Raw genomic sequence first — 23,190 nt, forward strand, 5'->3', positions numbered from 1 at the left:
CGTTCGAGTTCGTCTTCCCATCCCGGCATGGTCAGCCCTCCAAGAGCCGACCACCCATGAATCATTGAAAAATCGATTCGGGAATCCTATAAAACGCGACAAAATCAAATAATCTGCCAAAGTAGTGTTAGGACGCGGACTCATTAAGGCGCAGCCACAACCGGATTGACGCGAGTTGAACAAATGCAAGGTAGTTGGCGGCGAGCCTGTCGTAGCGTGTCGCCACCCGACGGCATTGCTTGATCCTGTTGAAGAACCGTTCGACTTGATTGCGAGCGCGGTAGAGGTACGGGCTAAAGCAGATCGGATTGTTGCGATTGCTTTTCGGCGGGATGTTGGCCCACGCGCCCTTCTTCATGGCAAGCTCCCTGATCCAGTCGGCGTCATAGCCTCGGTCGGCGAGCAGCATTGATCCGGATTTAAGACGAGACAGCAGTTTTCCGGCCAGTCGAACGTCGTGCGCCTCGCCGGGACTCAACGCCAGCCGTACAGGCAGACCATTGCCATCGACCACCGCGTGGATTTTGCTCGTCAAGCCGCCGCGTGACCTTCCCATCGATTGGCGCTGGTTCCTTGTGATGCAGGCCCCATGTTGATGTACGCGAACAATAGACGTGTCGATCATCTGCACGGCAGCATCATGAGCGCCAGCCAGTGCACTCATGAGCTTCGCCCACACGCCCGCCCGTCGCCAGCGAACGAACCGATTGTAGCAGGTCGTGTACGGACCGAAGCTTTCTGGCAGGTCGCGCCATGGTGCTCCAGAGCGCAAGACCCAGAAGATGCCATTGAGGACACGACGGTCATTCACTCGAAGGTGCGTCCGGCGGCTAGTCCACCTTTTAACTCCATGGCGATCATGCCCCCGAAGGAACGCATCTGGCGGCTCGCCAGCATCTTCTGCGGATGGCTATCGAGACCAGGAAAATAGACTCGCTCCACGGACGGATGGCCTTCAAGGTCATGGGCGAGCTTAAGGGCAGTTTCGCAATGGGGGTCCATGCGCAGGGTTAGAGTCTTCAATCCGCGCAGGATCAGGAACGCATCAAAGGCCGAGATACAAGCACCGTTCATCTCTTTGATTCCCACGAACCGGAACTGATCGATATGCTCCTTGCGCGCAACAATGGCGCCGGCGAGTAGATCCCCATGCCCGCCAAGATATTTCGTCGCCGAATGCACGACGATGTCCGCGCCGAGCGTGATCGGCTTCTGGAGGTAAGGTGTACAATACGTGTTGTCGACGACGAGCAAGACACCCACCCGACGGCAGATTTGTGCGATCGCGGCAATGTCGACCACGCGCATGTTGGGATTGGACGGCGTCTCGGTAATTACCATCCGAGTTTTGGTCGTTAGGACGGCAGCGAGGTTCTCCGGATCGGTGAGGTGAGCAAACCGTGTGACGATACCAAAACGCTCGATCTGGTGATGCAGCAGCCCAAAGGTGCATCCGTAAAGGGTCTTCGGCGCGCATCACCTCAACCGCAAGCTACAAATGCTTGGCCACGACGCTCGCCTGTTGCCGGCGAAATACGTGCGCCCCTACTCGAAGGGACAGAAGAATAACTTCCGAGATGCGGAAGCCATCGCTGAGGCTGTCCAACGCCCGACCATGAAATTCGTCGCAACCAAGACAGCCGATCAGCTCGACCTTCAGGCGCTGCACCGCGTCCGCGATCGATTGGTCGGTCAGCGTACCGGCGTCATCAATCAGATCCGTGCGCTTCTGCTGGAGCGTGGCATCGCCGTACGCCAAGGCCTGCATTCCCTGCGGTCCGAGTTGCCGGGTATCCTCGCGACGCGCACCGATGTGCTCTCGCCTCGCATGTTACGCATCATCGAGGATCTGGCGGGAGACTGGCGCCGGCCGGATGCGCGTATCGAGGGGCTCTAGCGAGATCGAAACGCTGGCCCGTCAAGATAAGGCCTGCGAGCGACTGATGACGGTGCCCGGCATTGGCCCGCTTATCTCCAGTGCAATGGTGGCCGCGATCGGCACTGGAGACGTGTTCTCGAAAGGGCGCGACTTCGGCGCCTGGCTTGGACTGGTGCCGAAGCAGGATCGACCGGCGACCGCACGATCCTCGGAAATATATCAAGGCGCGGCAATCGCTACCTACGCGCGCTGTTCGTCCAAGCCGCATGGGTCGTGTTGGTCAAGGTCAAGTGCTGGGAGCGCTACGGCCTCAAATCCTGGATCGAAGCCGCCAAGAAGCGATTGCATCACAACGTGCTGGCGATTGCGCTCGCCAACAAGCTCGCCCGCATCGCTTGGGCGGTTCTCAACAAGGGACGCGCCTTCGAGTGTGTCAAGACTGAGGAGACGGCGTCCTGACCTGGCCGATCCTCGCGCCGTGCTCAGGGCCGTCAAGGCGCGGCCTGGCAGCGGCAGAGCAAGAACGTCAGGACAGCACGACGGCCGGCCTTGACGGCCCCTTGCGCGCGGCGCGTCTGCGCGCGCAGGCCGGGACGAAGGAACGAGCGCCAGGCACGAACAAAGGAACAGCGCGAAGTGAGGAGCTATCGAGATGACGTAACCAACATCCCTTACCCGCCGAGGTCTGCGAGAGGATGAGACAACAATGGAGGATCGGTCTTCCCGGCGCATGCGAACACTGGTGACCCGAATGGCCCGATGAGGCCTGTCCGCTAACCAGCTCGAATGCGCGCTGATATCCAGGATGGCCGGGAGCACAGCACGCTCCAATCAGAGGCCGGATACATTGATGCAAGACCGCATCTGACAGGTTGACGAAACCTCTTGCAACGCGCGGCCGGACCATACATTCGGGTCAATCGCGTCGATTTGCCCGCGTCTTCTCGATGTCCGCTATGGCCCCAGCTGCCGGCGTGCCGGACACGATGGCAATGTTCGCCTTCGGGCCACTAGCGGTCCAGACTTTGCTTGTTAATCATTCCGCTCTATCTCGGGCTTGTCATGCAAAACAGCGTTCAACAGCGAATTATGAACTTCTATCTTTCCATTGTAGCTGATGAGTCCAAGTTTGCGGAACTTGTTCATGAAGAAGCTCACGCGGGATCGGGTCGTTCCGATCATCTCAGCCAATGTTTCCTGGCTGATATCCAATAGAATAGGCTGAGGTATACCTTCCTTTCCGAAATGTGCGAGCAGAAGGAGAAGGCGCGCGAGTCGCTTCTCGCTCGAATTAAAGAGCTGATCGATCAAATCTTCTTCAACTCGGCTGTTCCGGGTCAAGAGATACGCCATGAACAACTCCGAGAATTTCGGCTCGGTATGAAGGGTGGCAATCATCGCTTCTTTGGTGATTGAGGTAATCACACATTCTTCCATCGCCGTTGTGGTCGCGATGCGCAATGGATGACCATTGAGGCATCCCTCGCCGAAGAACTGACCCGGTTCTAGAATCCCGACTACCGCTTCCTTGCCTTGCTCGGATAGGACAGTGAGCTTGACCTTACCCTTTTGAATGTAAAAAACCGTATCCGCCGCGTCACCTTGCTCAAAGACGTGCCGATTTTTCTCCAATTTCAAGATCGTCTTGCCGGCCCCTACCTTGGCGAGAAAGGTTTGGGGATCGAACTCGTTATTGGCTGGCTTCCCCACAGGAGCCTCCTTTGCTCCGATGAACGGGCGCGGCCTCAAATTATAGCGGTTCCAACGCCGTAATGAAGCAGCTACTTTGGATAGTGAGGGGAATTTGACTGGCTGGAGGGAGTCCCGCAAGGGAAACCGGGACTCCTCGTGGGCCAGACGTCGGACTGGCGGCTTTGTTTCGGAAGCTGACCAATATTGACCAGCGGCTCCAGAGCCCGGAAGAGTATGCTGCTGCATCACCGCCCCGTATAGGCTTCTACCGGTGACTGAGAGTATCGCGCTCCCGCCTGATCCAAGGCGAGCATCATGCCATCCGTCCATCCCGATCCACTTTACAGCCGGGCCGAAATCGGAATCCTAGCGTGCCCTAAGTGCCACAAGCCAATGAGGCTGTCTTGCATCGAACCGGCCGCATCTGGCTATGATGTACGCACTTTCGAGTGTGCGAAGTGCGATTCCAGCGAGCGCTTTCTGGTCGCCATCTAATCGCGACCGCCGTGCTGGCGCGGAATAAACCGACACCTTGCTACTGGCGCGGTGGTCGTCCCGACGGAGGAAAGAGAACATCTGATCAGCTAGATGGGAGCCACGGAGTAATTCGGGCTTCACCAAGTCTTGATGTGCAAGCGCCGGGAACAGGTTAGATGTAAGCGCGTACCGATGCGTTGATGTTGGGCCTCTGACAGGAGATTTCAATGCATAAAGAGGGAAGACAAATAGTAGAGACGGCGGTCGAGGCGAGAGGCGGTCTTTTAGGCAGGCCGGTTCTCCTGGTGCTGCTCGTTAGCTGCGTTCTGGCAGTTGCCGCACTTATCGTTACGTATTCGGGCGCGTGAAAAAAGCCTTTTGAAGAACGCAATTCTCAAACGCGTCCGATACAATAGCTCGACCATTGCCCGGGAGCTTTGCTGCAAAGCAGGCGTCTCGCCGGCTATCAAAATATCTCACAGGCCGAAACCAGTCCTCAAGACAAGGATACCCTCGTGATGGGGCGGCGCCACTATTTCCCCTCGAGGAGGTGCCCGAGAGCCTTTAACGGGCGCAATCTATCAGAAATGATCTTCAGGATAGCCAACATGGGGACGGCCAAGATCGCGCCAGGCACGCCCCACATCCAGAACCAGAACACCAGCGACAAGATGATCAACACCGGGTTCAGCGTGAAGCGCCGCGCAAGCAGCATGGGCGTCAGTGTTTCACCCTCGACGAGATGAATGCCAAAGTAGATGACCGGCGGCAGCAAGGCCCACCATAAGCTTTCGAAGCTCAGCATTCCGACCAGCACGAAAATTTCCATCAGGGTCTTCTCGGCCTGCGCGTCTACCGATCTGACACGCTCGTCGGCCCCCGAGAGCGACTCTTTGATATTCGACTCTTGCTGGAGCAATAGCAGCAATCGCTCGACCAGCATGCCTACTTCGATGTTAGACCGATCGATGCCTTTCGACTTCGCCAATTCGGCAATGAAGGCGCGTGCCCGCTCGCGCACGGTTTCTGACCAAACCTGGGCCTTGCGATCGAGGATGAGGTCCCGACAGGAGGCGCTGACCTTAAGGTCATCAAGCCTTCCGATCCTGACGATATCGATGGTGGGCTGTCGCCCCCGCACCCGATCGATGACGTTGTCCAGCGCCACGTGCGTTTGCGATGATAGAAGGACGCGATGCTGCGGGTTCCGGAGCAGATATTGGACAATGATCTCTTCGATCAGCCTCGTCTTTCCCGTGCCCGGAGGGCCTTGGATCGCTAAGATGTCCTGCAGCCCTAAGGCCCTCGACAAGATCTCCTGCTTTTCCAGATCGAACGAACCCGAGGTAGCGGGTGGGACGGTCAGGGCGGCCGCTGGTCGTGCCGCCAAGGGCTCAACCAGCAAGGACTTAAGCCTTGAGCTCGCCGCCCGATCGTAGTTGATGGAATCGAGCGCTCGGCGCTGCCGCTCAATGGCCTTTTCCGCTGCAATCGTGTTGAGCTCCAGGCGTCCCTGTCGTGGGATCAAACTCGAGTCGCCGAAAGTCGCTATGACCACGACTTCTTGAAGATTGACGTCAACGATGTCGCAGAAGACATGTGCGCCGGAAGCGATTTTGATCACGCGCGATTGGCCGATCAACTCGAGGCCTACCGGCAGTTCGGTCGACAGCGTCACCGCGTTATCTGTGCGCTTCGCGTCAGTGTAGACGATTGCGTTTTCGCGACTCTCCTCGTAATCGGCCTTGTTGCGAAGGAATGAATACCATAGCCGAAACACCCGCTCGCGCCGCTGGGTAATCGCCCGCTCTCTCCTCTCCTGCTCGAAGGCCTCTATCTGAAAGACGAGCTCCCGGACCTCCTCGGTTGCTTGCTCGACGTCCGGTGGTTCTCCGAAGGAGAACATGATGGGAGCGCGAAAGCACAGTTCCCGCTCGCGCTCGACGTTAGCTGCTCCCCCTTGCCATGCTCTTCGGATAGACCATCGCTCGCTGTTCTTAGACAACCTGCGCGCCTCGAACGTCCACGTCACCGCAGTAATACGGAGCAGCTCGTCGGTGCCCTCCTTCGCGGGGATATACTGCAACCCGACTTCCACCTCGTGCAATTCGTGGAGGACGAACGTCTCGGCATCTCCAGGATCATTCCGATCGATCTGCCGGAGAATGCGCTGCATGCACTCCGCTTCGAACCGGATGTAGCAAGTGAATTCTGGCCGAGATTTCGCTGCCGATACGGCGGCGATCGCATCAAGGTCCGCCAACAGGCCGCTCGCGAGGGGAGGCCGCTCGGAAGGGATGTGCGAGAGTGCCAGCTGCAACAACGATGAAGGGACCGAACTCTGGTCCAGACTGGCGAGCAGCTCAGACAGCTCGCCGTAATCGGCCGGCATCTTCCCGGAAAGAGAATATACCGCCACAGCAGCCCACGAGAAGCAATCCCGAGAACAGCTCCACTCTCCGCCGTCATCTTCGGGAGGGGTGAACGGAGCCGAACGGAACTGCGCGAAGGTTAATCCGAGGGACGGTCGCTCGAACTGCTTTGCTATACCGTAGTCGGAGAGTTTCGGTACGTCTTTATCATTGATGAGGATGTTCTGAGGCTTTATGTCACGATGGTTCCATCCTCGGTTCTGAGCATAGACCAACGCATCGAGTATGGGGCGGCCTATGGACGGATAGAACTCCCGCCATTCGAATGGCCCCCGGCGCGTAATGAGATCAACAAGATTGGTCGGTACCCATTCAAGGACCATGTAGAAGCCGGCCTCGTCGGCTCCGGCATCCAGCAGCTCCACGATATTTGGATGCTGGCAGAGTTCGTTCAGGGCGGCGTATTCTCGATTGAAGCTATCCTTGAAGCGGAGATCGGTGTCGCCCCCTCCTGCCTTCATTCTCTTGATTGCGCAAAACCTACTAGTATGCAGGTCGACCGCCTTGCTGACGGTCGACATGCCCCCGTGCCTGACAGGATCGTTGGTGAGAGCGTAGCGGCCATCAATGATGCGCGGCGCTGCGGCCTGATTGAAGCTCGAACTCAACTGCTGGAGGGCCCCCGAACCCGCCTGAAGGGAAAAAACTATCTCCGATTGTAACTCACTATTTCTCGCCTATTTTGAACCGCTCTACAAGTCACAGCAAAGCCTTTGTGACCAAAGTCTACGTACTAAGTCCGACCTGCGCGGAGCCATTTTCCTCATGTGGTGTTGCCCGATTATAGCTTTTCCACCAAATGAACCTCCACCGGAAACCCCATGAGTTGAATACGATCAGCAACGGATCGAAGACTGACCTTGCTGAAGAAGGGAATGCTGATGACGCCGGATTTCTTGTACCGGTCCCGCATGATCCCGAATACCACCGTAAACTCACTCGGCACAGGCTTCGAACGTCCATCAGGAAGAATAGCGTCAAAACCTGCCTTCTTGGATCTTGTCTGCCGCTTCTTGACCTCTTTCCGGAGATCGATCCGGAATTTTTCGTCACGCACGAAGGACTCGGCCGACACGACACCCTGATTCCACAGGTGGCTGATCGGCGCCGATGAGTGGCCGTCTTTGAGATGGATGAATTGCTTTGTCGTCGAGAGGAAATCACAGGGTTCGAGGTTGGCGCCCGGCGCGCTTGCAGGCGACAGCTTTACCTGATCCAGATTGAGTAGATTCTTATGCGCGTCGAGCTCAGTGATGAATTCGCGCTCGCTCTCGGTTTTGGTAGACGCGACAAATGGCTTTTTCGCCACCAGCTTGGCGAAGTCATTTTCTACAGCCGCGTGAAACGCCTTATCGACCACGAACCAGTCCCCCGCAAACAGGACATATGTATCGCTCTTATAGGTGAGTTCGTAGACAAAGCAGTCATACAGCTTTCGCCTCTGCTTCTTGTCGCCCTCGCCATCGGTGATCACACGTATCTCGTGGCTGCCGCGAAGTTCAGCCATATCGGCGATTTCCGCGATCTGTCCAGCCCTAAGCTCCTCGACGTAATCCTCAATCGCAATCTGCGTATAGACTTGCTTGCGCCCCGACTTTAACCCGATACCGAAATACCCAACCTCGGCACTCTCTTCGGGGCTTAGGATGTCCGGCAACGTGATGTGAAGGTCCGACGCATGCCCTTTTACCAATTCTTGCAGCTCCACAAAGGCTAGCGAGTCCAGTTGCTCGAGAAGATCCTGCTGCCGAACCGGAGATATGAAGTCGATAAAACCGAAATCCACCTTGTAGTCGGTGGCCTGATGGAGTTTGAGGGCCGTCTTGCATTTCTCGATGACGTCAGCAGGCGAGGTCTTCGTATGCAAGGTCAGAGCGTCTTTGCCAGCCAGCGACCTTGCGAAGGAATTGTCCTTCGGTGATCCGGCGGCCAGCCTCAATAGGTCCCGATCGACGTCAATTCCGAATCCTTGCAAATCGGCATCGCGACTTGCCTGAATGCGTTTCTGAAAAGTTGTGGCATCAAGCGTGGCGATATCCAGGCTGCGTAGATTTGAGCGAGCGACCGCATTCAGAACGACCTTCAAACCAAAACTTCGCTCAAGGGCGTCGGGATCGAGCGAATGATGGCCGGTCCCGAAAGTAAGAACCACAGTGCGCTTCGCAAATCGCTTGTCGTCGGGGATTACCTCCAAGAAGAGCACCGCAGCACAGCTTTGGTTTACAAGCCGACGGAGCCCTCCCGTTGCAAATCCGCTGACAAAATCGAACCAAGTCGGCGGTACCGCAGGCGCCTGGCCAACAAACAACCTTCCAGCTTCGGAAGGCCGTTCTTCAAGCTCATGGCCGTCCCGTAAGGAATCGTCGATGGTACGCCCACTTCGAAGAAGCCTTACGGAAAGGCTCATCGACTTGTTTGCTTTAACTCCCCCATCAGCCATTTGCGACCTCAGCCAATAAGCCTTTAGAGCGAACGGGCTTCAAAATAGTGACCGCCCCCGCCGTAACTAAGTCATTAGCAACCCACGGTTGGCAAGCCCCGAACTTGCTCAATCGATCATTGGACGGACTGTGGCCCTGCGTGCCGAGTCGCGGGCGCGGCAAGGCCCGAGAAGCCGCGGCGTACTGGGTGCCTCGCCTTCGTGGGGCGTGACGACAACATGGTGAAGCCTGCCTACTTCACCGACCGCACCAGTTTCGCACCACAAACGACACGAACAAACCACGACGAACGCGATCAAGTTCAAACAAAAACGCAGCAAAATCAACGAAGCTGGTCGATAGTCTGCCGCTCATAACGGTCTGGTTGCATGTTCGAACCGGCTGACCGACCAGTGGAATCTGCGCCGCCATGATGCGAGGGTTGGCTCGCCGCATCAGTCTTGCCCCCCGAAGGCGGCGGACAAATGTCCGACGTGTTAGCGCCGGGGACATCCTTTCCGTACTCCAAAGAAGCCGAATTCCCTACGCGCGGTGAGGAATGCTTTTCGCCTGTAGCTTTATCTGTTCATTTTGCTTCGCCAAGACTTCGCTCAAAAAGCCAAGAGTGGCGAGGCATTATGCGTTTGCGTCCCCAGAGCATGCAGCCACCCTATTCTTCGACCGAGGTCGCGGCAGCGATTGGCGTCTCTCTAGATACATTCTATCGCACGCGCCGCCTCAGGCACGAGCGCGATGGCTTGCCTTCGCCGATCAGCGAGCGAGGACCGCTGAAATGGGAACGTACCGGCTTCGATGCTTGGCTTACCCGATACCATCCTATGCGCCCAAAGACGATTGCTAATGACGCATTCACGCCACCGCCGGCAGCAAGCGACGAGGAACACCGCGAGCGGCTGCGCAGAGCCTACGGCCAGCACGACGCTTGACAGACTAGATCGCGCTAGATTCCAATGGGTGCCATCTCTCATTGGCACTCAGGCTCTTTATGGCCGATCCCAAGTTTCCCCATGTGAAGTGGCGTGATGGCCGTCCTCGCTCGTCGCACGGCGCTTATGCCAGGGCACTCGGCTTTGTCGATGCCGACCTGCGCCATCCGCCGTACGATGAAAAGGGACGTCCGGTCGGTGCGTGGTTCAATCTCCAAGAAGCCTCAGACTTTTCAGACAAACGAAAGTCGGAAATTGAGGCGGCTCGCCGTGCCGGTAAGCTGCCGAAGAAAATTACGATCCGGAAGCGTTCTACGATCGAAGATCTTCTGGACGATTGGAGCAAGTCGGTTGAGTTCAAGGCGTTGTCGTCCGCCTCACAATCTTCCTATCGAAAATGTATCTCCGCTATCTTGTACCGACCGCAATCACGCGAATCCGCGGCAAAGATGCGTGCCGAAATCCGTGCTGCCAAGCTGCTCGGCGTGGCCGAGCCCGCACGAGAGCTCGAGGCGATCGCGACTGCCACTCCGACATCGATCGGCAAACCGGAGTTCCGCGCCTTCTATAACTATGCGAAATCGGCTCGCGGCCATCATATGGCGCTCTCGATGATCGCCACGCTCTCAGCGGCATTCACTTGGGGGCAGGAAAGCGTCTTGTGGCGTCTCGGACCCAACCCGCGAGAAGGCATGGAGTTCGATCATCCAGACGGACGCATCGTACAGGTTGCGATGTCCGAATTTTCCGCGTGGGTCGCAGCAGCCGATGCGATCGAACGGCCTTCGGTCGGGGACAGCTTCCATCTGGCGTTGTTCACTGGGCAACGCCAGACTGACCGTTTAATTATGCGCAATGAGGGCGACGTCGAGGGCCGGCACGCGTTCCGGCAGAGCAAGACTGGCGAGCTTGTCGACATCAAGGAGGCGCCACAACTCAGCGCACGGCTAAATGCCTCGCGTGCACGGATAAAGGAACTCAAGCTTCGGCTTCAACTGGATAAGGTGCCACCCGAGCTCGTGGTCAACGAGGACAATGGTGAGCCTTATGACGAGAGTACCTATCGCCATTGGGTGTCGACCGCACGGGCCGTCGCTATCTTCGGCTTTCTCGCGCGCGACAACGCGCGCCAGGCAATTGTCCGCGCAGAGCGACTGAACGCCGAACTGATTAAAAACGTCGACAAGCTGTTCGCCCCCTTTCCTCTCGATGAGGAGAAAAAGGCGCAGCGCGCCCGAGCGGTCGATCAGCGCAAGCGCGCATTAGCGGAATGGCTGGATGCGCAGACCGCACGCGACAGCAATGGCCATGAGACAGCATGGCGTCTAAGGCCTTGCCCCGCGCTCATGTTCGTCAACGGCGCCGGCGAACTCGACCAAAAGCACGACCAAGACCTACGTGATACCTGCGTCATGCTTCTGGATCGGGCTGGCTGTGACTTGCTGACGATCTGCGACATCACTGGGCATTCATACCGAAGCGCGCAGACCATCGTGAAGCACTACCGCGCCCGCAATGCGGCTCGCGCCGATTTCGGTATCGACAGGCTTGAATTGCAGGTGCGGAAGGAAGGCATGAAGAGCTGAACGCGGACCGGTGGGTCTCGTGTTAGAGTGGTGGATGGGCTTCGGTCCTGTTTATCCGACTCGTCGCACGGCGTGCGACGTACGACCATTAAAAGCGTCGCATGAGACCCGGTTTGTTCTGTCGAGGAATTTAAAAAAGCCCTTGCGGGCCAATCGCTTGAGGGTGGTGGGCGCACCAGGGCTCGAACCTGGGACCCGCTGATTAAGAGTCAGCTGCTCTACCAACTGAGCTATGCGCCCGAAAGGCGGTCAAATGCCTTGCGAGGCCGGTCGTTTAGCAAAGCGATCCGGGGATGGCAAGCGATGCGGTGAAGGTTTTTCCACCATCCCCAAAAAGCGAAAAGCCGCTGGATTCCAGCGGCTTCGCCAAGGTTAACCTCCGGGTTGATCCCCGCAAAACCCCTGATCGCTCAGAGCCGACCCTCGCGATCCCGGTCCGGGCCGCCATCGCGGTCGAAACGATCGCCATGGAAGTGGTCCATGCCGCGCTCCATCATGCGATCCATGCCGCGTTCCATGAAGTGCCGGGGCGGGCCGTCCTCGCCGCCGCCGAACGGGCCGCGGTGGCGGGTCAGCACGGCGAGGCGCCGCTTCTGGCCCTCGTCCAGGGTCTTGTAGAGCGGATCGGCGGCATCGGCGATCTTCTTCAGGGCCGCGGAGGTCGCGCCCATGTCCTCGGCGCGCTCGCGCAGGCGGGCGACCGGATCCTCCGGCTTGTCCGCGCTACCGGGGCCGGCATTCATGCGCGCATTGGCGCGGTCGATGCGCAGCTTGGCGAAGTCGCGCACGGCGGCCTCGACCGGCGGCCACAGCTTCTCCTGGTCGGCATTGAGCTTGAGCCCGGCATGGACCGCGGCGATCCGCGCGTCGACGAAGGCGGCGCGGTCTTCCGGGTTCATGCGGATGTGGCGGAAGTGCTCCATCCACGGGTGATGATATTGGGCATAGACCGCGCCCGAGCCGGCGATGCTGAGCACGGCGATGGCGGCGATGGTGAACTTCCTCATAAGGACCTCCTCTGGAAGGATGCCGTGAAGATGAGCGCCAAGCGCCTTACGCGCAACTTACAACTTGGACAGGGAAGCCGTTCTGACAGAGATGTAACTGCCGTGAATGTCTGTTCAGATGCATACTGAAATGATTTGCAACAAAAAGGGCTTCCGTGCCGGCACGGAAGCCCTTTGTTCATGCATGATTTATCCATGCACGACGTGAGCTGGTTCGTCGTGCGGTTAATTCGTAGTGCGCTCAGTTCGTGGTGCTCTTGGCTTCCTTCTGGAACTCGTCGATCAGCGGCTGGCCGACGCGGCTTGCGGCGTCCTTGTAGACCGGCTCCATCGCCTTGCGCATCGCCTCGTCCTGCTCGGCCGTGAGCTTGATGATCTCGCTCTTGCCGCTCTTCTTGATCTCGGCAAGCGCGTCGTCGTTTTCCTTCTGCGACTGCGCGTTGTTGAAGTCGGTGGCTTCCTTCATCGCCTTCGAAAGCTGGTCGCGGATGTCGACCGGCAGATCGTCCCAGAACTTCTTGTTCACGATCACGACGTAGCCGATGTAACCGTGATTGGTCTCGGTGATGTACTTCTGCACCTCATGCATCTTCTGCGTATAGATGTTCGACCAGGTGTTCTCCTGCCCGTCGACGACGCCGGTCTGCAGCGCCTGATAGACTTCCGAGAACGCCATCACTTGCGGCAGCGAACCGAGCGCCTTGAACTGGGCCTGCAGCACGCGCGAGGACTGGATGCGGAACTTGACGCCCTGATAGTCAGCCGGCGTGATGAGCTTCTTGTTGGCGCTCATCTGCTTGAAGCCGTTGTCCCAATAGGCAAGGCCGGTGATGCCCTTGGAGTCCAAAAGCTTGAGCAGGCGGACGCCGAGCGGTCCCTCCGTCACCTTCCGCAGCGTCTTCAGGTCGGGAAGGATGTAGGGCAGATCGAACACCTCGAACTCGCGGATGCCGAGCGGGCCGAATTTGGAGTTGGACGGCGCCAGCATCTGCACGCTGCCGAGCTGAAGCGCCTCGAGCTCTTCCTTGTCCTTGTAGAGCGTCGAGTTCGGATAGACCTCGATCTTGACCTTGCCGCCGGTGTACTTCTCGGCGAGCTCCTTGAACTTCTCGGACGCCTTGCCCTTCGGCGTGTCGGTGGCGACGACATGGCTGAACTTGATGATGATGGGCGATTGGGCCGATGCCAGCCCAGTCAAGCCAAATGCCAGTACCGCGACGGACGCCGCGATCGCGAAGGTGCGCATAGTCTCTCCCTGTTGTTATTCTCTTGGGCTGCCCAATGCGGGCGCCTATCCAATAGCCGGGAGCATCAATAGCGGCTGGGACGCTGAGCCGCTATTGGCCGTTAGCAGGGCAGCTATTCATCATGAACGCCGCTGCGCCCCCTCTCCCGCATGCGGGAGAGGGTTGGGGAGAGGGTGTCTCCGCAATGGGACAATCCCAGTGAGGAAAGAACCCTCCCCCGCCACGCTCCGCGTGTCGGCCTCTCCCGCAAGCGGGAGAGGCGAAGTCAGCAGCGTCAGCTCGCCGCAGCCGTCGTCACGGTGTCGCGCTGGCGCTTCATGACGATTTTGTTGAGCGCGCCGAGATACGCCTTGGCCGAAGCCACCAGCGTATCCGGATCCGCCGCCCGCGCCGTCATCGCACGTCCCTCATGCGACAACCGCACCGAGACTTCCGCCTGAGCGTCGGTGCCTTCGGTCACCGCGTGGACCTGGTACAGCTCGAGCTTGGCCTCGTGCGGCACCAGCCGCTTGATGCAGTTGAACACCGCGTCGACCGGACCGTTGCCCTCGGCCTCCTCGATCTTGATCTGGCCGTCGACGTCGAGCTTCATGGTCGCGCGCTGCGGACCATGGGTACCGGCGATCACGGTCAGCGAGGTCAGCTTGATGCGGTCGTGCGACGCCGCCATCTCCTCGTCGACCAGCGCCTCGATGTCCTCGTCGTAGATGTCCTTCTTGCGGTCGGCGAGCGCCTTCATCCGCGTGAACGCATCTTCCAGCTGGTTCGGGCCGAGCTTGTAGCCCATCTCCTCCAGCTTGTGCACGAAGGCATGGCGGCCGGAATGTTTGCCCAGCACCAGCGAGGACTGCTTCAGGCCGACCATTTCGGGTCGCATGATCTCGTAGGTGGAGGCATCCTTCAGCACGCCGTCCTGGTGGATGCCGCTCTCATGCGCGAACGCGTTCCGGCCGACGATGGCCTTGTTGTACTGGACCGGAAACGAGGTCGCCGCCGACACCACCTTCGAGGCGCGGGTCAGCTGCGTGGTGTCGATCTTGTTCCAGTACGGGAATTTGTCGTTGCGGACGTTGATCGCCATCACGATCTCTTCCAGCGCAGCGTTGCCGGCGCGCTCGCCGATGCCGTTGATGGTGCATTCGACCTGGCGCGCGCCGCCGACCACGCCGGCCAGCGAGTTCGCCACCGCCATGCCGAGATCGTTATGGCAGTGCACCGAGAACACGGCCTTGTCGGAGTTCGGCACGCGCTCGATCAGCGTCTTCATGAAGTGGGTGTATTCGTCGGGCGTGGTGTAGCCGACGGTATCAGGAATGTTCACCGTGGTGGCGCCGGCCTTGATGACGGCTTCGACGATGCGGCACAGATAATCCATCTCGCTGCGGGTGCCGTCCTCGGCCGACCATTCGACGTCGTCGATCTGGTTGCGCGCGCGCGCGACCATCGCGACCGAGGTCTCGAGCACCTGCTCCGGCGTCTTGTTCAGCTTCACCCGCATATGCAGCGGCGAGGTCGCGATCACGGTGTGAACGCGGCCGCGTTTTGCGAACTTCACGGCTTCGGCGCAGCGGTCGATGTCGGCCGGATGCGCGCGCGACAGGCCGGCGATCACGGCGTTCTTGGAGCGGCGGGCAATTTCGCTGACCGCCTGGAAGTCGCCTTCGGAAGTGATGGGGAAGCCGGCTTCGATGACGTCGACGCCCATATCATCCAGCATCTCCGCAACCTCGAGCTTCTCCTCGAAGGTCATGGTGGCGCCGGGGCACTGCTCGCCGTCGCGCAGCGTGGTGTCGAAAATGATGACGCGGTCCTTCTCGGACTTGTTCGCGGTGGCCATTATCAGATTTCCTTTTGAGCTTTTGCGCCGTTCAGTGGTCTGGGCGCTTGAGGTGTCCGGTGATCTCGACCAACCCCTGAGCGCCCAGGCGCATGCGCCCAGCCGGCCCTCAGGGGCAGCTAAGAAGGAGCTCGCCAATAATAAGGGTGAGCAAGGACGCGGCCGGGATCGTGGCGGCGGCCAGAGCCACCTCCCCCGAAATCCCATCGATTTGGCCGCGAATCAGCATTGCCAGACCCTTTTGAGCCCTCAAATCCTCGGTCAAAACCGTTGACGGTTGGTTGCCGGGAGGCTCGATAGGCCCGTTTCTAGACGAGAAACGGGCACAACTGCAACGCCAAAAGATGGTCAGCAGAGGTGACCTGGTTGCAAGTCAGCACTTCCCGGTCCAGCGGGAAGCCTCTGATTTGATGCCCCCCGCGGGATCACCGCGGGGCGCTGCAAGCGCGTCAGGCGTGGGCCGCAAGTTGGTTCTGAACCTGCACGCCGGGGTCGGTGATCACGGTGCCGCCATGGCCGTCGCTCGACAGCGCGAAGTCGGCCGCCGTGTACTGGCCGAGCAGCGAGAGCGATACGGTGTGCGAACCGTCCGACACCTTCAGCTTGCCGCCACTGTTGCCGGCATTGGCGGTGTAGGCCACCGTCGTGCCCTGACCGAACTGGATGTCGGAAAGATCCAGGTGATTGCCGTCCTGCCAGCCGGAGATGAAGCCGCTGAAATCGGACGCGTGGTCCAGCACCAGCGTGGCGTCGCTCCCTGCGAAGGTCGCGTTGTGAACCGAGGCACCGCCGAAGGCATGGGCGGTGCCGCCGTTGCCGATCACCGTGCCGTAGGTGACACCGCCGGCTGCGACATACTGCGCACCGGACAGGATCACTGTGTCGGCGGCGGTGCCGTAGACGTATTGGTTGCCGCCGTCGATCGTGGTGGCGACTGCTGTGCCCCAGTCGATCTGGATGCCGCCGCTGTTCACAATGGTGCCGGTGGCGGTCGCAGCCTGGTAGACATTCTGCTCGCCGCCGCTGTTGACGACGGTGTCGGTCGCCCGGCCGTGGACGTTCTGGAGGCCGGCCGCGTCGATGACGGTGTCGTCGGCGGAGCCGAAGACGTCCTGGGTGCCACCCTCGATGGTGGTGCCATTGGCCGCGGCGCCCTCGACGACGTTCTGCTCGCCGCCGGCCCCGATCGTCGTGGCGGTTGCGATGCCACCGGCGTGGATGGCCTGCTCACCTAGCACAATAGTGTGGTCGGCGTGGCCGTAAACGAACAGTCCGGCCCCCTGCTCCACCGTCACGGTCGTGACAGCGCTGCGCACAGCGAGGCTCGCGCCGCTCTCGACCGTGACATTGCTATAGCTGGCATCGCTCTCGAAGGCCCAGGCACCGCTTTTCACGTCGACCTTCTCGATGCCGGTGCCCTTACCCAACGTTCCGTTTCCGGTGCCGGACAGGTTGATGGTGTCGTTGCCATCGCCACCGTCGATGATGCCGGTGATAGTCGAGCCGGTGACGAGGTTGATGCTGTCGTCGCCGGCGCCCAGCAGCACGTCGCCGGAGACGATGCCGCTGTTGGTGAAGCTGTCGTTGCCGTCGCCGAGATCGATCGCCGAGCCGCCGGTCGCCACCATCAGCCCACTGTTGGTCAGCGTGTCGTCGCCGCCGTCGGTCCTGACGCCGCCGAGGATGCCGCCGCTGTTCGTGATGGTGTCAGCATAGCTGCCGACGATGTTGATCGCCTCGCCACCGAGGATCCTGGCGTTCATCACCGCCGCGTCCTCGTCCGACACGCCGGTCGGGCCATGGCCGTCGCCGCGGATCTGGCCTTGGTTGTGGACGGTGGTCGCGCCGAGCGCCGGGCCGTTGGAGGAATTGTCGACCTGGATGGCGCGGCCGTAACCGTAGATCATGCCGCCCGCGTAGTTGTTGATCTCGCCGCCGCCCGCCGCGATACCCTCGGACACGTTGGCCTCGCCATCGTGGTAACCGTTGGCGCCGATGCCCTCGACCAGGCCGAAATTGTTCAGCTTGAGCAGGCCGTCGGCATCGATGGCGTCGCCGTCGCTGTCCTCGTATCCGGCCGAAGCACCGATGATGGTGCCACGGTTGGTGACGTAGACCGTGTTGGCTTCCGTCGCATCGTTGTCGATGTTGATGCCGGAGCCGTTGCGGCCGATCAGGGTCCCGGCGACTTCGTTGGTGATCGCCATGCCCTTCTTGTTGGTGATGGCGTGGCGGGACCCTTCGATCAGGCCGCCGTTGGTCACGATCCCGCCGGCGCTGCCGGCATAGTCGACCGCATCACCGCCATAGTAGCCGTTGGCAACGTCATCGGCAGCCGACTGGATTCTGCCGCCATTGTTGATCACCATATTGGGGCCGCCGCGGATCACGTCGGAATTGGCCCGGCTGTTGGTGATGATACCACCGGCGTTGCTGTTACCGTTGTTGGTGACCGTGACCGAGCTGACCTTGCCGATGTCGACGAAGTTCAGCGCATAGTTGAGACCGCCGTCGATCCGCCCGACATTGGTCACGGTGACCACCGACCCGGAGCCGAGGGATCTGAATCCGACGCTGCCGTAAATGATGCCGGTCGGGCCATTGTAGAGCCTGAACGAACCCGTCACGCCGGTACCGCTCACCGCCTGGTAGTTCGGGCTGTCGAGTCCGATGATCCCGGCATTGTCGACGATCGTCGTGCCGCCGGTCGACTGACCGCCCGACCACAGCAGCGCGCCGGTGAACGTGCCATCCTGCGGGTCGAAAACGGCAAGCTTCCCGCCCAGGTCGATGGTGAGATGGTCGCTCCCCCCGATGGTGAGCGTCGACGTGACCGTCTGGCTGACGCCGATGTGCAGCGGATCATCGTTGACGATGATGCCGGTCGCATCGGGGTAGGTGCTGACGATGGTCGTGCCATTGCTCGAAGTCGCATCGGTCAGATGCAGGCTGAAGCTGTCGTTGCCCTCGAGCACGTTGTCGCCTGACGTGGTGATGGTGACGGTGGCGGTGCTTTCACCGGCCTTGATCACGCCCGAGAATGTCAACGGCGCCGTGCCGCCGAAATCGGCCGCATCAGTGGAGCCGAGCGAGATCACGCCGCTGAACGAAAGATCCCCCGCGGTGCCCTTGGTGCGCTCCACCACGAAGGTGAAGGTCCTGACATCGCTAGCGTTGCCTTCCGATTGCGAAACCGTCACGGAGTTCTCGGCAAAGCCGAAGAACTGAACCGGCTCATCGTTGACGATGGTGGCGTCGACCGTCGCCTTGTCGCCGATATAGATGAGGCCGCTCTCGCTCGTGACAGTATCGAGGATGGCGTAGAAGTGCTCATCCGGCTCGTAGGTGGTGTCTCCGCTGATGTGGAACGTCACGGTCGTGGTCGAGGCGCCGTCGGCGAAACTGCCGCTGAACGTCGGCAACTTGCCGCCGAAATCGCCGGCGTCGGCGTAGCCGTACATGCCCGGCAGGTCGGCCACCGTGCCGGAGAAGGTGGTGACCCCCGAGGTCGAGCCGATGCGGTTCAGCGTCAGCGTCAGCACCGTGTCGCCGCTGTCGCCTTCGGCGACACTCACTGTTGCGGAGGCAAACTCGATCTTTTGCGCGGTTGGGTCGGTGGTGAAGGCCTGGTTCGAGAACGGGAGGTCGGGGGCCGTGCCGTCATGGCTCTGGTCGCCGTTACCGCCCTGGAGATTCCAGTTGGCCGCATCGTAGATATGGGCCTTGTAGTCCTCGATGCCGGCAAGGCTCGACCGGTCGCCGGTATAGACGGCGATGTCGGGGCTGCCGTTCAGCTGCTTGGCGTCGACGCCCTGGGTGAGGCCGGTGCCATTGAGCGTCCCGCGTCCGAGGCTGGCGTTGAAGATGGCATTGGTGATCGCGGTCAGGAACACCGGCGCGGTGGCATCGCCGGTATAAGCATAGACGACCTCGTTCGCGTCGGCGATGTCGCGCGCGTTGGCGGTGTCGAACGTCACGGATCCGACATTGGACGACGCCGAACCGCCGGCACCGAGGCCAGCCATGCTGATGATCGTGCCGGCCGCGACGTCGCTGGTCGCGGTCCAGCTCCAGGTGTTCTCGTCGGTCGCGAAGCTCGTGCCGCTCCATGCATTGTCGGTGAAATGGATGACGGTGCCGGCCTTGATGTCGGAGAACGAGACGAAGGCGATGCTGTCGTCCCCGTCCGCGTTGAAGCCGGTGAATGCGATCGAGCCGGCGGTGAGCGTGTCGGTCATGGTTGTTCTCCTTATTGCCGTCCTGCTCGTGGACGGGGGTTCAGTCGTCGCGAGGCTGGATTTTCAGGAGATCAGGCGGCCGCAACCGGGCACACGAATTCCGATTTTAGGAAAATTCACCTCGTATCATAACTTATGTTGCATAATGATATGTCTGTTACATGAAGGCGGGGGCGTTTTGCACCAGTTGCAAACGGAAAGCCCGCGACAAATGCGCGGCCCGGTGCCGGAATTCTCATCCCACGCAAGGCTGCATCGCGCTGCCTCGAAGAGAGGCGCTCCGAGGGATCGCGGCTAGGGGAAAAGACGGATTTGCGCGCTCCGCCGTTGCGGGCAGCGCCATGCGTCGAGCGACAACGGCGCGGCGACTACCCCGCGCGGCGGGCGCGGGCCCGGCTCTCCCAGCGGTCGAGCATCTGGCCAAGTTCGCCGGTGGCTGGAGGTGCCACCTCATTGGTGTTGGCGGGCGCATTGGCGCTGAGCCAATCCGGCTGCGCGTAGCCGCGCATGCGACGTGCTTCAGCACGGCGTTGGCGGGAGATGTAGTCGCGTGTGAAATAGCCGGCCGCGAACGCGATCCCGAGCAACACGATCAATATGACGCCACCCACGCTCAACTCCGAATTTGTCCGGGGAGAGTTGTGCGCAGCAATGAGGGCGGGGTCAAGGCATGACATGCGCCACCATTCTGACGCGAACGAACGGTGGTTCGCGGCCGTGGAACTGCCATGCGCGGGTTCGGGAGCGTCGTTTGGGACGGAGCTGCGACGAATTCGCGACATCTTTTCGGCATCGCGCAAAGGATGCGAATCCAACGCTCGCAACTCGTCGCGGACCGGACTAACCTCCGCGGTTGCTGAGCCGGATCAACCGGCTGGCCGAACATGACCGGGAGGACGCGAATGACACGCCAAGAGGCTCGTGACCACGAGCCGCGTGACCAGGATGCTGCGCTTTCACGACGAACACTTGTCCGGGGCCTCGCGCTCGGCGCCGCCGCCACGATGGCCGGCCCGGCACTGGCCCAGACCGGCCCTGCCGCACCGCCGACGACGATCACCACGCCACCGCGCGATTTCGGCCCCAATGGCGCGCCGACGACCTATTTCTGGGACCCCGACATCATCGCGGTCGATCCGTCCTTCAACGATCTCGCCCAGCCCAACACCGCGATCAAGCGCCTGCACACCGGTCTGTTGTGGGCCGAGGGCCCGGCGTGGAGCGCGCAAGGCCGCTATCTGCTCTGGAGCGACATCCCGAACAACCGGCAGCTGCGCTGGAGCGAGGATGACGGTCGCGTCAGCGTGTTCCGCTCGCCCTCCAATAATTCCAACGGCAACTCGTTCGACTTCCAGGGCCGCCAGCTTTCCTGCGAGCACCTCACTCGCCGGGTGACGCGCTATGAGCACGACGGCACCGCTACGGTGCTCGCAGACTCCTACCAAGGCAAGCGGCTGAACTCGCCGAACGACATCGCAGCCCATCCCGACGGCAGCTACTGGTTCACCGATCCGCCCTATGGCGGCCAGCTCTATGAAGGCGAGCCCGACGGTCCGGGCGGCCCGAGCAATGCGCCCGGCAAGCTCAATCCGCGGATCGGACAGCCGGCCGGCTTCGCACCTGGCAAGCGTGAGCTGCCGACCAACTGCTATCGCATCGATCCCAGCGGCCGCATCGACCTCGTCGTCACCGAAGAGCAGGTGCCGGATCCGAACGGCCTGTGCTTCTCGCCCGATTTCAAGAAGCTCTATGTCGTCTCGACCGGCAAGGGACCGGGCGACACCGGCCCCGGCGGCAACGGCGAGATCTTCGTGTTCGACGTCGGCACGGACAACAAGCTGTCCAACGGAAAGCGCTTCTCCGACTGCACGATCGACGGCGTGAAGTGCGGACCGGACGGCGTGCGCTGCGACGTCAACGGCAATGTCTGGGCCTCCAGCAATGCCGGCCGCGCCGTCGGCTACAGCGGCGTCACCGTGTGGTCGCCGGAGGGCAAGCTGCTCGGTCGCATCCGCCTGCCGGAGGTCTGCGGCAACATCTGCTTCGGCGGCCCCAAGCGCAACCGCCTGTTCATGGCCGCGAGCCAGTCGCTCTACGCCGTCTACACGGCGACACAGGGCGCGGGGCCGGGCTGAGCGGCACGAGCTCAAATGCGAAGACGGCGCCGGCGTGCCTCGCCGGCGCCGACTTGTTTTGGTCGCTTTACCCGAGCCGGAGCAACAGAGGTGACTTCCGGACAAAGCGCGTGATAATTGAACCATGGTAGACAAAATTCGCGTTGTTGTTCTCTATGGCGGCAGGTCCGGTGAGCATGAGGTCTCGCTGAAATCGGCGGCCTCCGTGCTCCATCATCTCGACCGCACCCGCTTCGAGGTGATCCCGGTCTCGATCGACAAGGAGGGCCGGTGGCAATGGAACGATCTTCACACGCTCGATCAGGCGAACGCGGCATCCTTGACGATCCTGGCGGGCGCGCCCGAGATGCGGCTCGCCAGAGGAGCTGACGGGCGCGGCGTGCTCATGCCGATCGCGCCGGGAGACCCGATCGAGATCGACGTCGTCTTTCCGGTCATGCATGGGCCGCTCTGCGAGGACGGCGCCGTACAGGGCCTGCTGGAATTGGCCGATGTCGCCTATGTCGGCTCCGGCGTTCTCGCCTCCGCCGTCAGCATGGACAAGGATGTGGCCAAGCGGCTCGCTGAATTCGCCGGCATTCCGGTCGCGCCCTACCGCGTGCTGACCCGCAAGGCCTTCGTTCAGGACCGGTCCGCATCGCTTGCGAAGGCGGTCGAGGGCCTGAGCCTGCCGGTGTTCGTCAAGCCGTGCAACATGGGCTCCAGCGTCGGCATCCACAAGGTGAAGACATGGGATGCGCTCGGCGCGGCACTCGACGATGCGTTTCGCTATGACGTCAAGGTGCTGGTCGAGCAAGGCATCGACGCGCGCGAAATCGAGGTCGCGGTGCTCGAGGGCGAGACGCTGTTCGCGAGCGTCGCCAGCGAGCTGAACCCCAACGCCCATCACGAGTTCTATTCCTACGAGGCAAAATATCTCGATCCCGACGGCGCCCGGGTCGACCTGCCGGCCCGGCTCGATGCGCCACAGATGGAGCGCGTGCGATCGCTGGCGACGCAGGTATTCGCGGCGCTCGAATGCAGCGGCTTCGCGCGCGTCGACTTTTTCCTCGACCGGCAAACCGGAAAATTCTGCTTCAACGAGATCAACACCCTGCCCGGCTTCACCTCGATCAGCATGTATCCGAAGATGATGGAAGCCTCGGGCGTGCCCTATGCAGAGTTGCTGACGCGCCTCGTCGATCTGGCGCTGGACCGGCACCGACAGCGGCAATTGCTGGAACGGGGTTACGCGAGCTAGAGCACCATGACATTTGGTCATACGGGCATCGGAGGACCCATCCAGCGATTTGC

Annotated in this window: 12 protein-coding genes, 1 tRNA gene and 4 pseudogenes; 5 read left to right on the plus strand and 12 right to left on the minus strand. The window is 60.7% G+C overall.

The features are described 5' to 3' along the window. Positions 1 to 127: 127 nt before the first annotated feature. Both B5V03_RS21660 and B5V03_RS21665 read right to left on the minus strand, forming a co-directional pair. Positions 128 to 814, minus strand: a pseudogene (locus B5V03_RS21660) (IS5 family transposase); the annotation flags it as partial. Continuing rightward, entirely contained in the window at positions 808 to 1,440 is a 633-nt protein-coding gene (locus B5V03_RS21665; protein WP_349643398.1) for a trans-sulfuration enzyme family protein, read from the minus strand. The pseudogene B5V03_RS21660 and the gene B5V03_RS21665, both read right to left, overlap by 7 nt. A 28-nt stretch (positions 1,441 to 1,468) precedes the next feature. Between B5V03_RS21665 and B5V03_RS21670 the strand changes: the two are divergent. Continuing rightward, a pseudogene (locus tag B5V03_RS21670) lies at positions 1,469 to 2,338 on the plus strand (IS110 family transposase); the annotation flags it as partial. Between the two features lie 573 nt (positions 2,339 to 2,911). Here the strand turns inward: B5V03_RS21670 and B5V03_RS21675 are convergent. The 4 genes and pseudogenes from B5V03_RS21675 to B5V03_RS21685 form a co-directional block, all read right to left on the minus strand. Further along, a complete protein-coding gene (locus B5V03_RS21675; protein WP_129272427.1) occupies positions 2,912 to 3,589 on the minus strand; it encodes a Crp/Fnr family transcriptional regulator in 678 nt (225 codons plus the stop codon). 991 nt (positions 3,590 to 4,580) lie between these two features. Further along, positions 4,581 to 4,871, minus strand: a pseudogene (locus B5V03_RS42400) (AI-2E family transporter); the annotation flags it as partial. A 111-nt stretch (positions 4,872 to 4,982) separates the two neighbouring features. Next, positions 4,983 to 7,001: pseudogene (locus B5V03_RS21680) on the minus strand (protein kinase domain-containing protein); the annotation flags it as partial. Between the two features lie 260 nt (positions 7,002 to 7,261). Next, positions 7,262 to 8,920 carry a DUF6119 family protein gene (locus tag B5V03_RS21685; protein WP_164988189.1) on the minus strand — a complete coding sequence of 553 codons (1,659 nt, stop codon included), beginning with the start codon at positions 8,918 to 8,920 and terminating at the stop codon, positions 7,262 to 7,264. Between the two features lie 465 nt (positions 8,921 to 9,385). Here B5V03_RS21685 and B5V03_RS21690 point away from each other — a divergent pair, with 465 nt between their 5' ends. Together B5V03_RS21690 and B5V03_RS21695 are read left to right on the plus strand one after the other, a co-directional pair. Further along, on the plus strand, positions 9,386 to 9,847 hold the full coding sequence (locus B5V03_RS21690) for a hypothetical protein (RefSeq protein WP_129272429.1): 462 nt from the start codon (positions 9,386 to 9,388) through the stop codon (positions 9,845 to 9,847). Positions 9,848 to 9,906: 59 nt separating this feature from the next. Beyond that, on the plus strand, positions 9,907 to 11,433 hold the full coding sequence (locus tag B5V03_RS21695) for a hypothetical protein (RefSeq protein WP_129272430.1): 1,527 nt from the start codon (positions 9,907 to 9,909) through the stop codon (positions 11,431 to 11,433). Positions 11,434 to 11,597: 164 nt separating this feature from the next. Here the strand turns inward: B5V03_RS21695 and B5V03_RS21700 are convergent. The 6 genes from B5V03_RS21700 to B5V03_RS21725 form a co-directional block, all read right to left on the minus strand. Further along, positions 11,598 to 11,673 (minus strand) — tRNA-Lys (locus tag B5V03_RS21700). Positions 11,674 to 11,843: 170 nt separating this feature from the next. After that, on the minus strand, positions 11,844 to 12,440 hold the full coding sequence (locus B5V03_RS21705; protein ID WP_129272431.1) for a Spy/CpxP family protein refolding chaperone: 597 nt from the start codon (positions 12,438 to 12,440) through the stop codon (positions 11,844 to 11,846). A 241-nt stretch (positions 12,441 to 12,681) separates the two neighbouring features. Next, positions 12,682 to 13,686 carry a TRAP transporter substrate-binding protein gene (locus B5V03_RS21710; protein ID WP_129272432.1) on the minus strand — a complete coding sequence of 335 codons (1,005 nt, stop codon included), beginning with the start codon at positions 13,684 to 13,686 and terminating at the stop codon, positions 12,682 to 12,684. A gap of 275 nt (positions 13,687 to 13,961) precedes the next feature. Then, positions 13,962 to 15,524 (minus strand): 2-isopropylmalate synthase, encoded by a 1,563-nt coding sequence (locus B5V03_RS21715; protein WP_129272433.1) that lies wholly within the window; start codon positions 15,522 to 15,524, stop codon positions 13,962 to 13,964. A gap of 449 nt (positions 15,525 to 15,973) precedes the next feature. Continuing rightward, positions 15,974 to 19,762, minus strand: coding sequence for a beta strand repeat-containing protein (locus B5V03_RS21720; RefSeq protein WP_129272434.1), 3,789 nt, complete (start codon positions 19,760 to 19,762; stop codon positions 15,974 to 15,976). A gap of 368 nt (positions 19,763 to 20,130) precedes the next feature. Further along, complete coding sequence (locus tag B5V03_RS21725) at positions 20,131 to 20,373, minus strand: hypothetical protein (RefSeq protein WP_129272435.1); 243 nt, start codon at positions 20,371 to 20,373, stop codon at positions 20,131 to 20,133. A gap of 291 nt (positions 20,374 to 20,664) precedes the next feature. On the opposite strand from B5V03_RS21725, the gene B5V03_RS21730 reads away from it, so the two are divergent. Both B5V03_RS21730 and B5V03_RS21735 read left to right on the plus strand, forming a co-directional pair. Beyond that, entirely contained in the window at positions 20,665 to 21,897 is a 1,233-nt protein-coding gene (locus B5V03_RS21730; protein ID WP_129272436.1) for an SMP-30/gluconolactonase/LRE family protein, read from the plus strand. Positions 21,898 to 22,021: 124 nt separating this feature from the next. Further along, positions 22,022 to 23,137, plus strand: coding sequence for a D-alanine--D-alanine ligase family protein (locus tag B5V03_RS21735; RefSeq protein ID WP_129272437.1), 1,116 nt, complete (start codon positions 22,022 to 22,024; stop codon positions 23,135 to 23,137). The last annotated feature ends 53 nt before the right edge of the window (positions 23,138 to 23,190 follow it).

The sequence above is a fragment of the Bradyrhizobium betae genome (genome assembly GCF_004123905.1).
GTDB lineage: Bacteria > Pseudomonadota > Alphaproteobacteria > Rhizobiales > Xanthobacteraceae > Bradyrhizobium > Bradyrhizobium betae_A.

Excerpts from the sequence above, each read along its gene's own strand:
- B5V03_RS21735 (WP_129272437.1), top strand. The coding sequence starts at position 22,022 with ATGGTAGACAAAATTCGCGTTGTTGTTCTCTATGGCGGCAGGTCCGGT.
- B5V03_RS21720 (WP_129272434.1), bottom strand. The coding sequence starts at position 19,762 with ATGACCGACACGCTCACCGCCGGCTCGATCGCATTCACCGGCTTCAAC.
- B5V03_RS21730 (WP_129272436.1), top strand. The coding sequence starts at position 20,665 with ATGACACGCCAAGAGGCTCGTGACCACGAGCCGCGTGACCAGGATGCT.
- B5V03_RS21715 (WP_129272433.1), bottom strand. The coding sequence starts at position 15,524 with ATGGCCACCGCGAACAAGTCCGAGAAGGACCGCGTCATCATTTTCGAC.
- B5V03_RS21710 (WP_129272432.1), bottom strand. The coding sequence starts at position 13,686 with ATGCGCACCTTCGCGATCGCGGCGTCCGTCGCGGTACTGGCATTTGGC.
- B5V03_RS21695 (WP_129272430.1), top strand. The coding sequence starts at position 9,907 with ATGGCCGATCCCAAGTTTCCCCATGTGAAGTGGCGTGATGGCCGTCCT.
- B5V03_RS21690 (WP_129272429.1), top strand. The coding sequence starts at position 9,386 with ATGTCCGACGTGTTAGCGCCGGGGACATCCTTTCCGTACTCCAAAGAA.
- B5V03_RS21685 (WP_164988189.1), bottom strand. The coding sequence starts at position 8,920 with ATGGCTGATGGGGGAGTTAAAGCAAACAAGTCGATGAGCCTTTCCGTA.
- B5V03_RS21705 (WP_129272431.1), bottom strand. The coding sequence starts at position 12,440 with ATGAGGAAGTTCACCATCGCCGCCATCGCCGTGCTCAGCATCGCCGGC.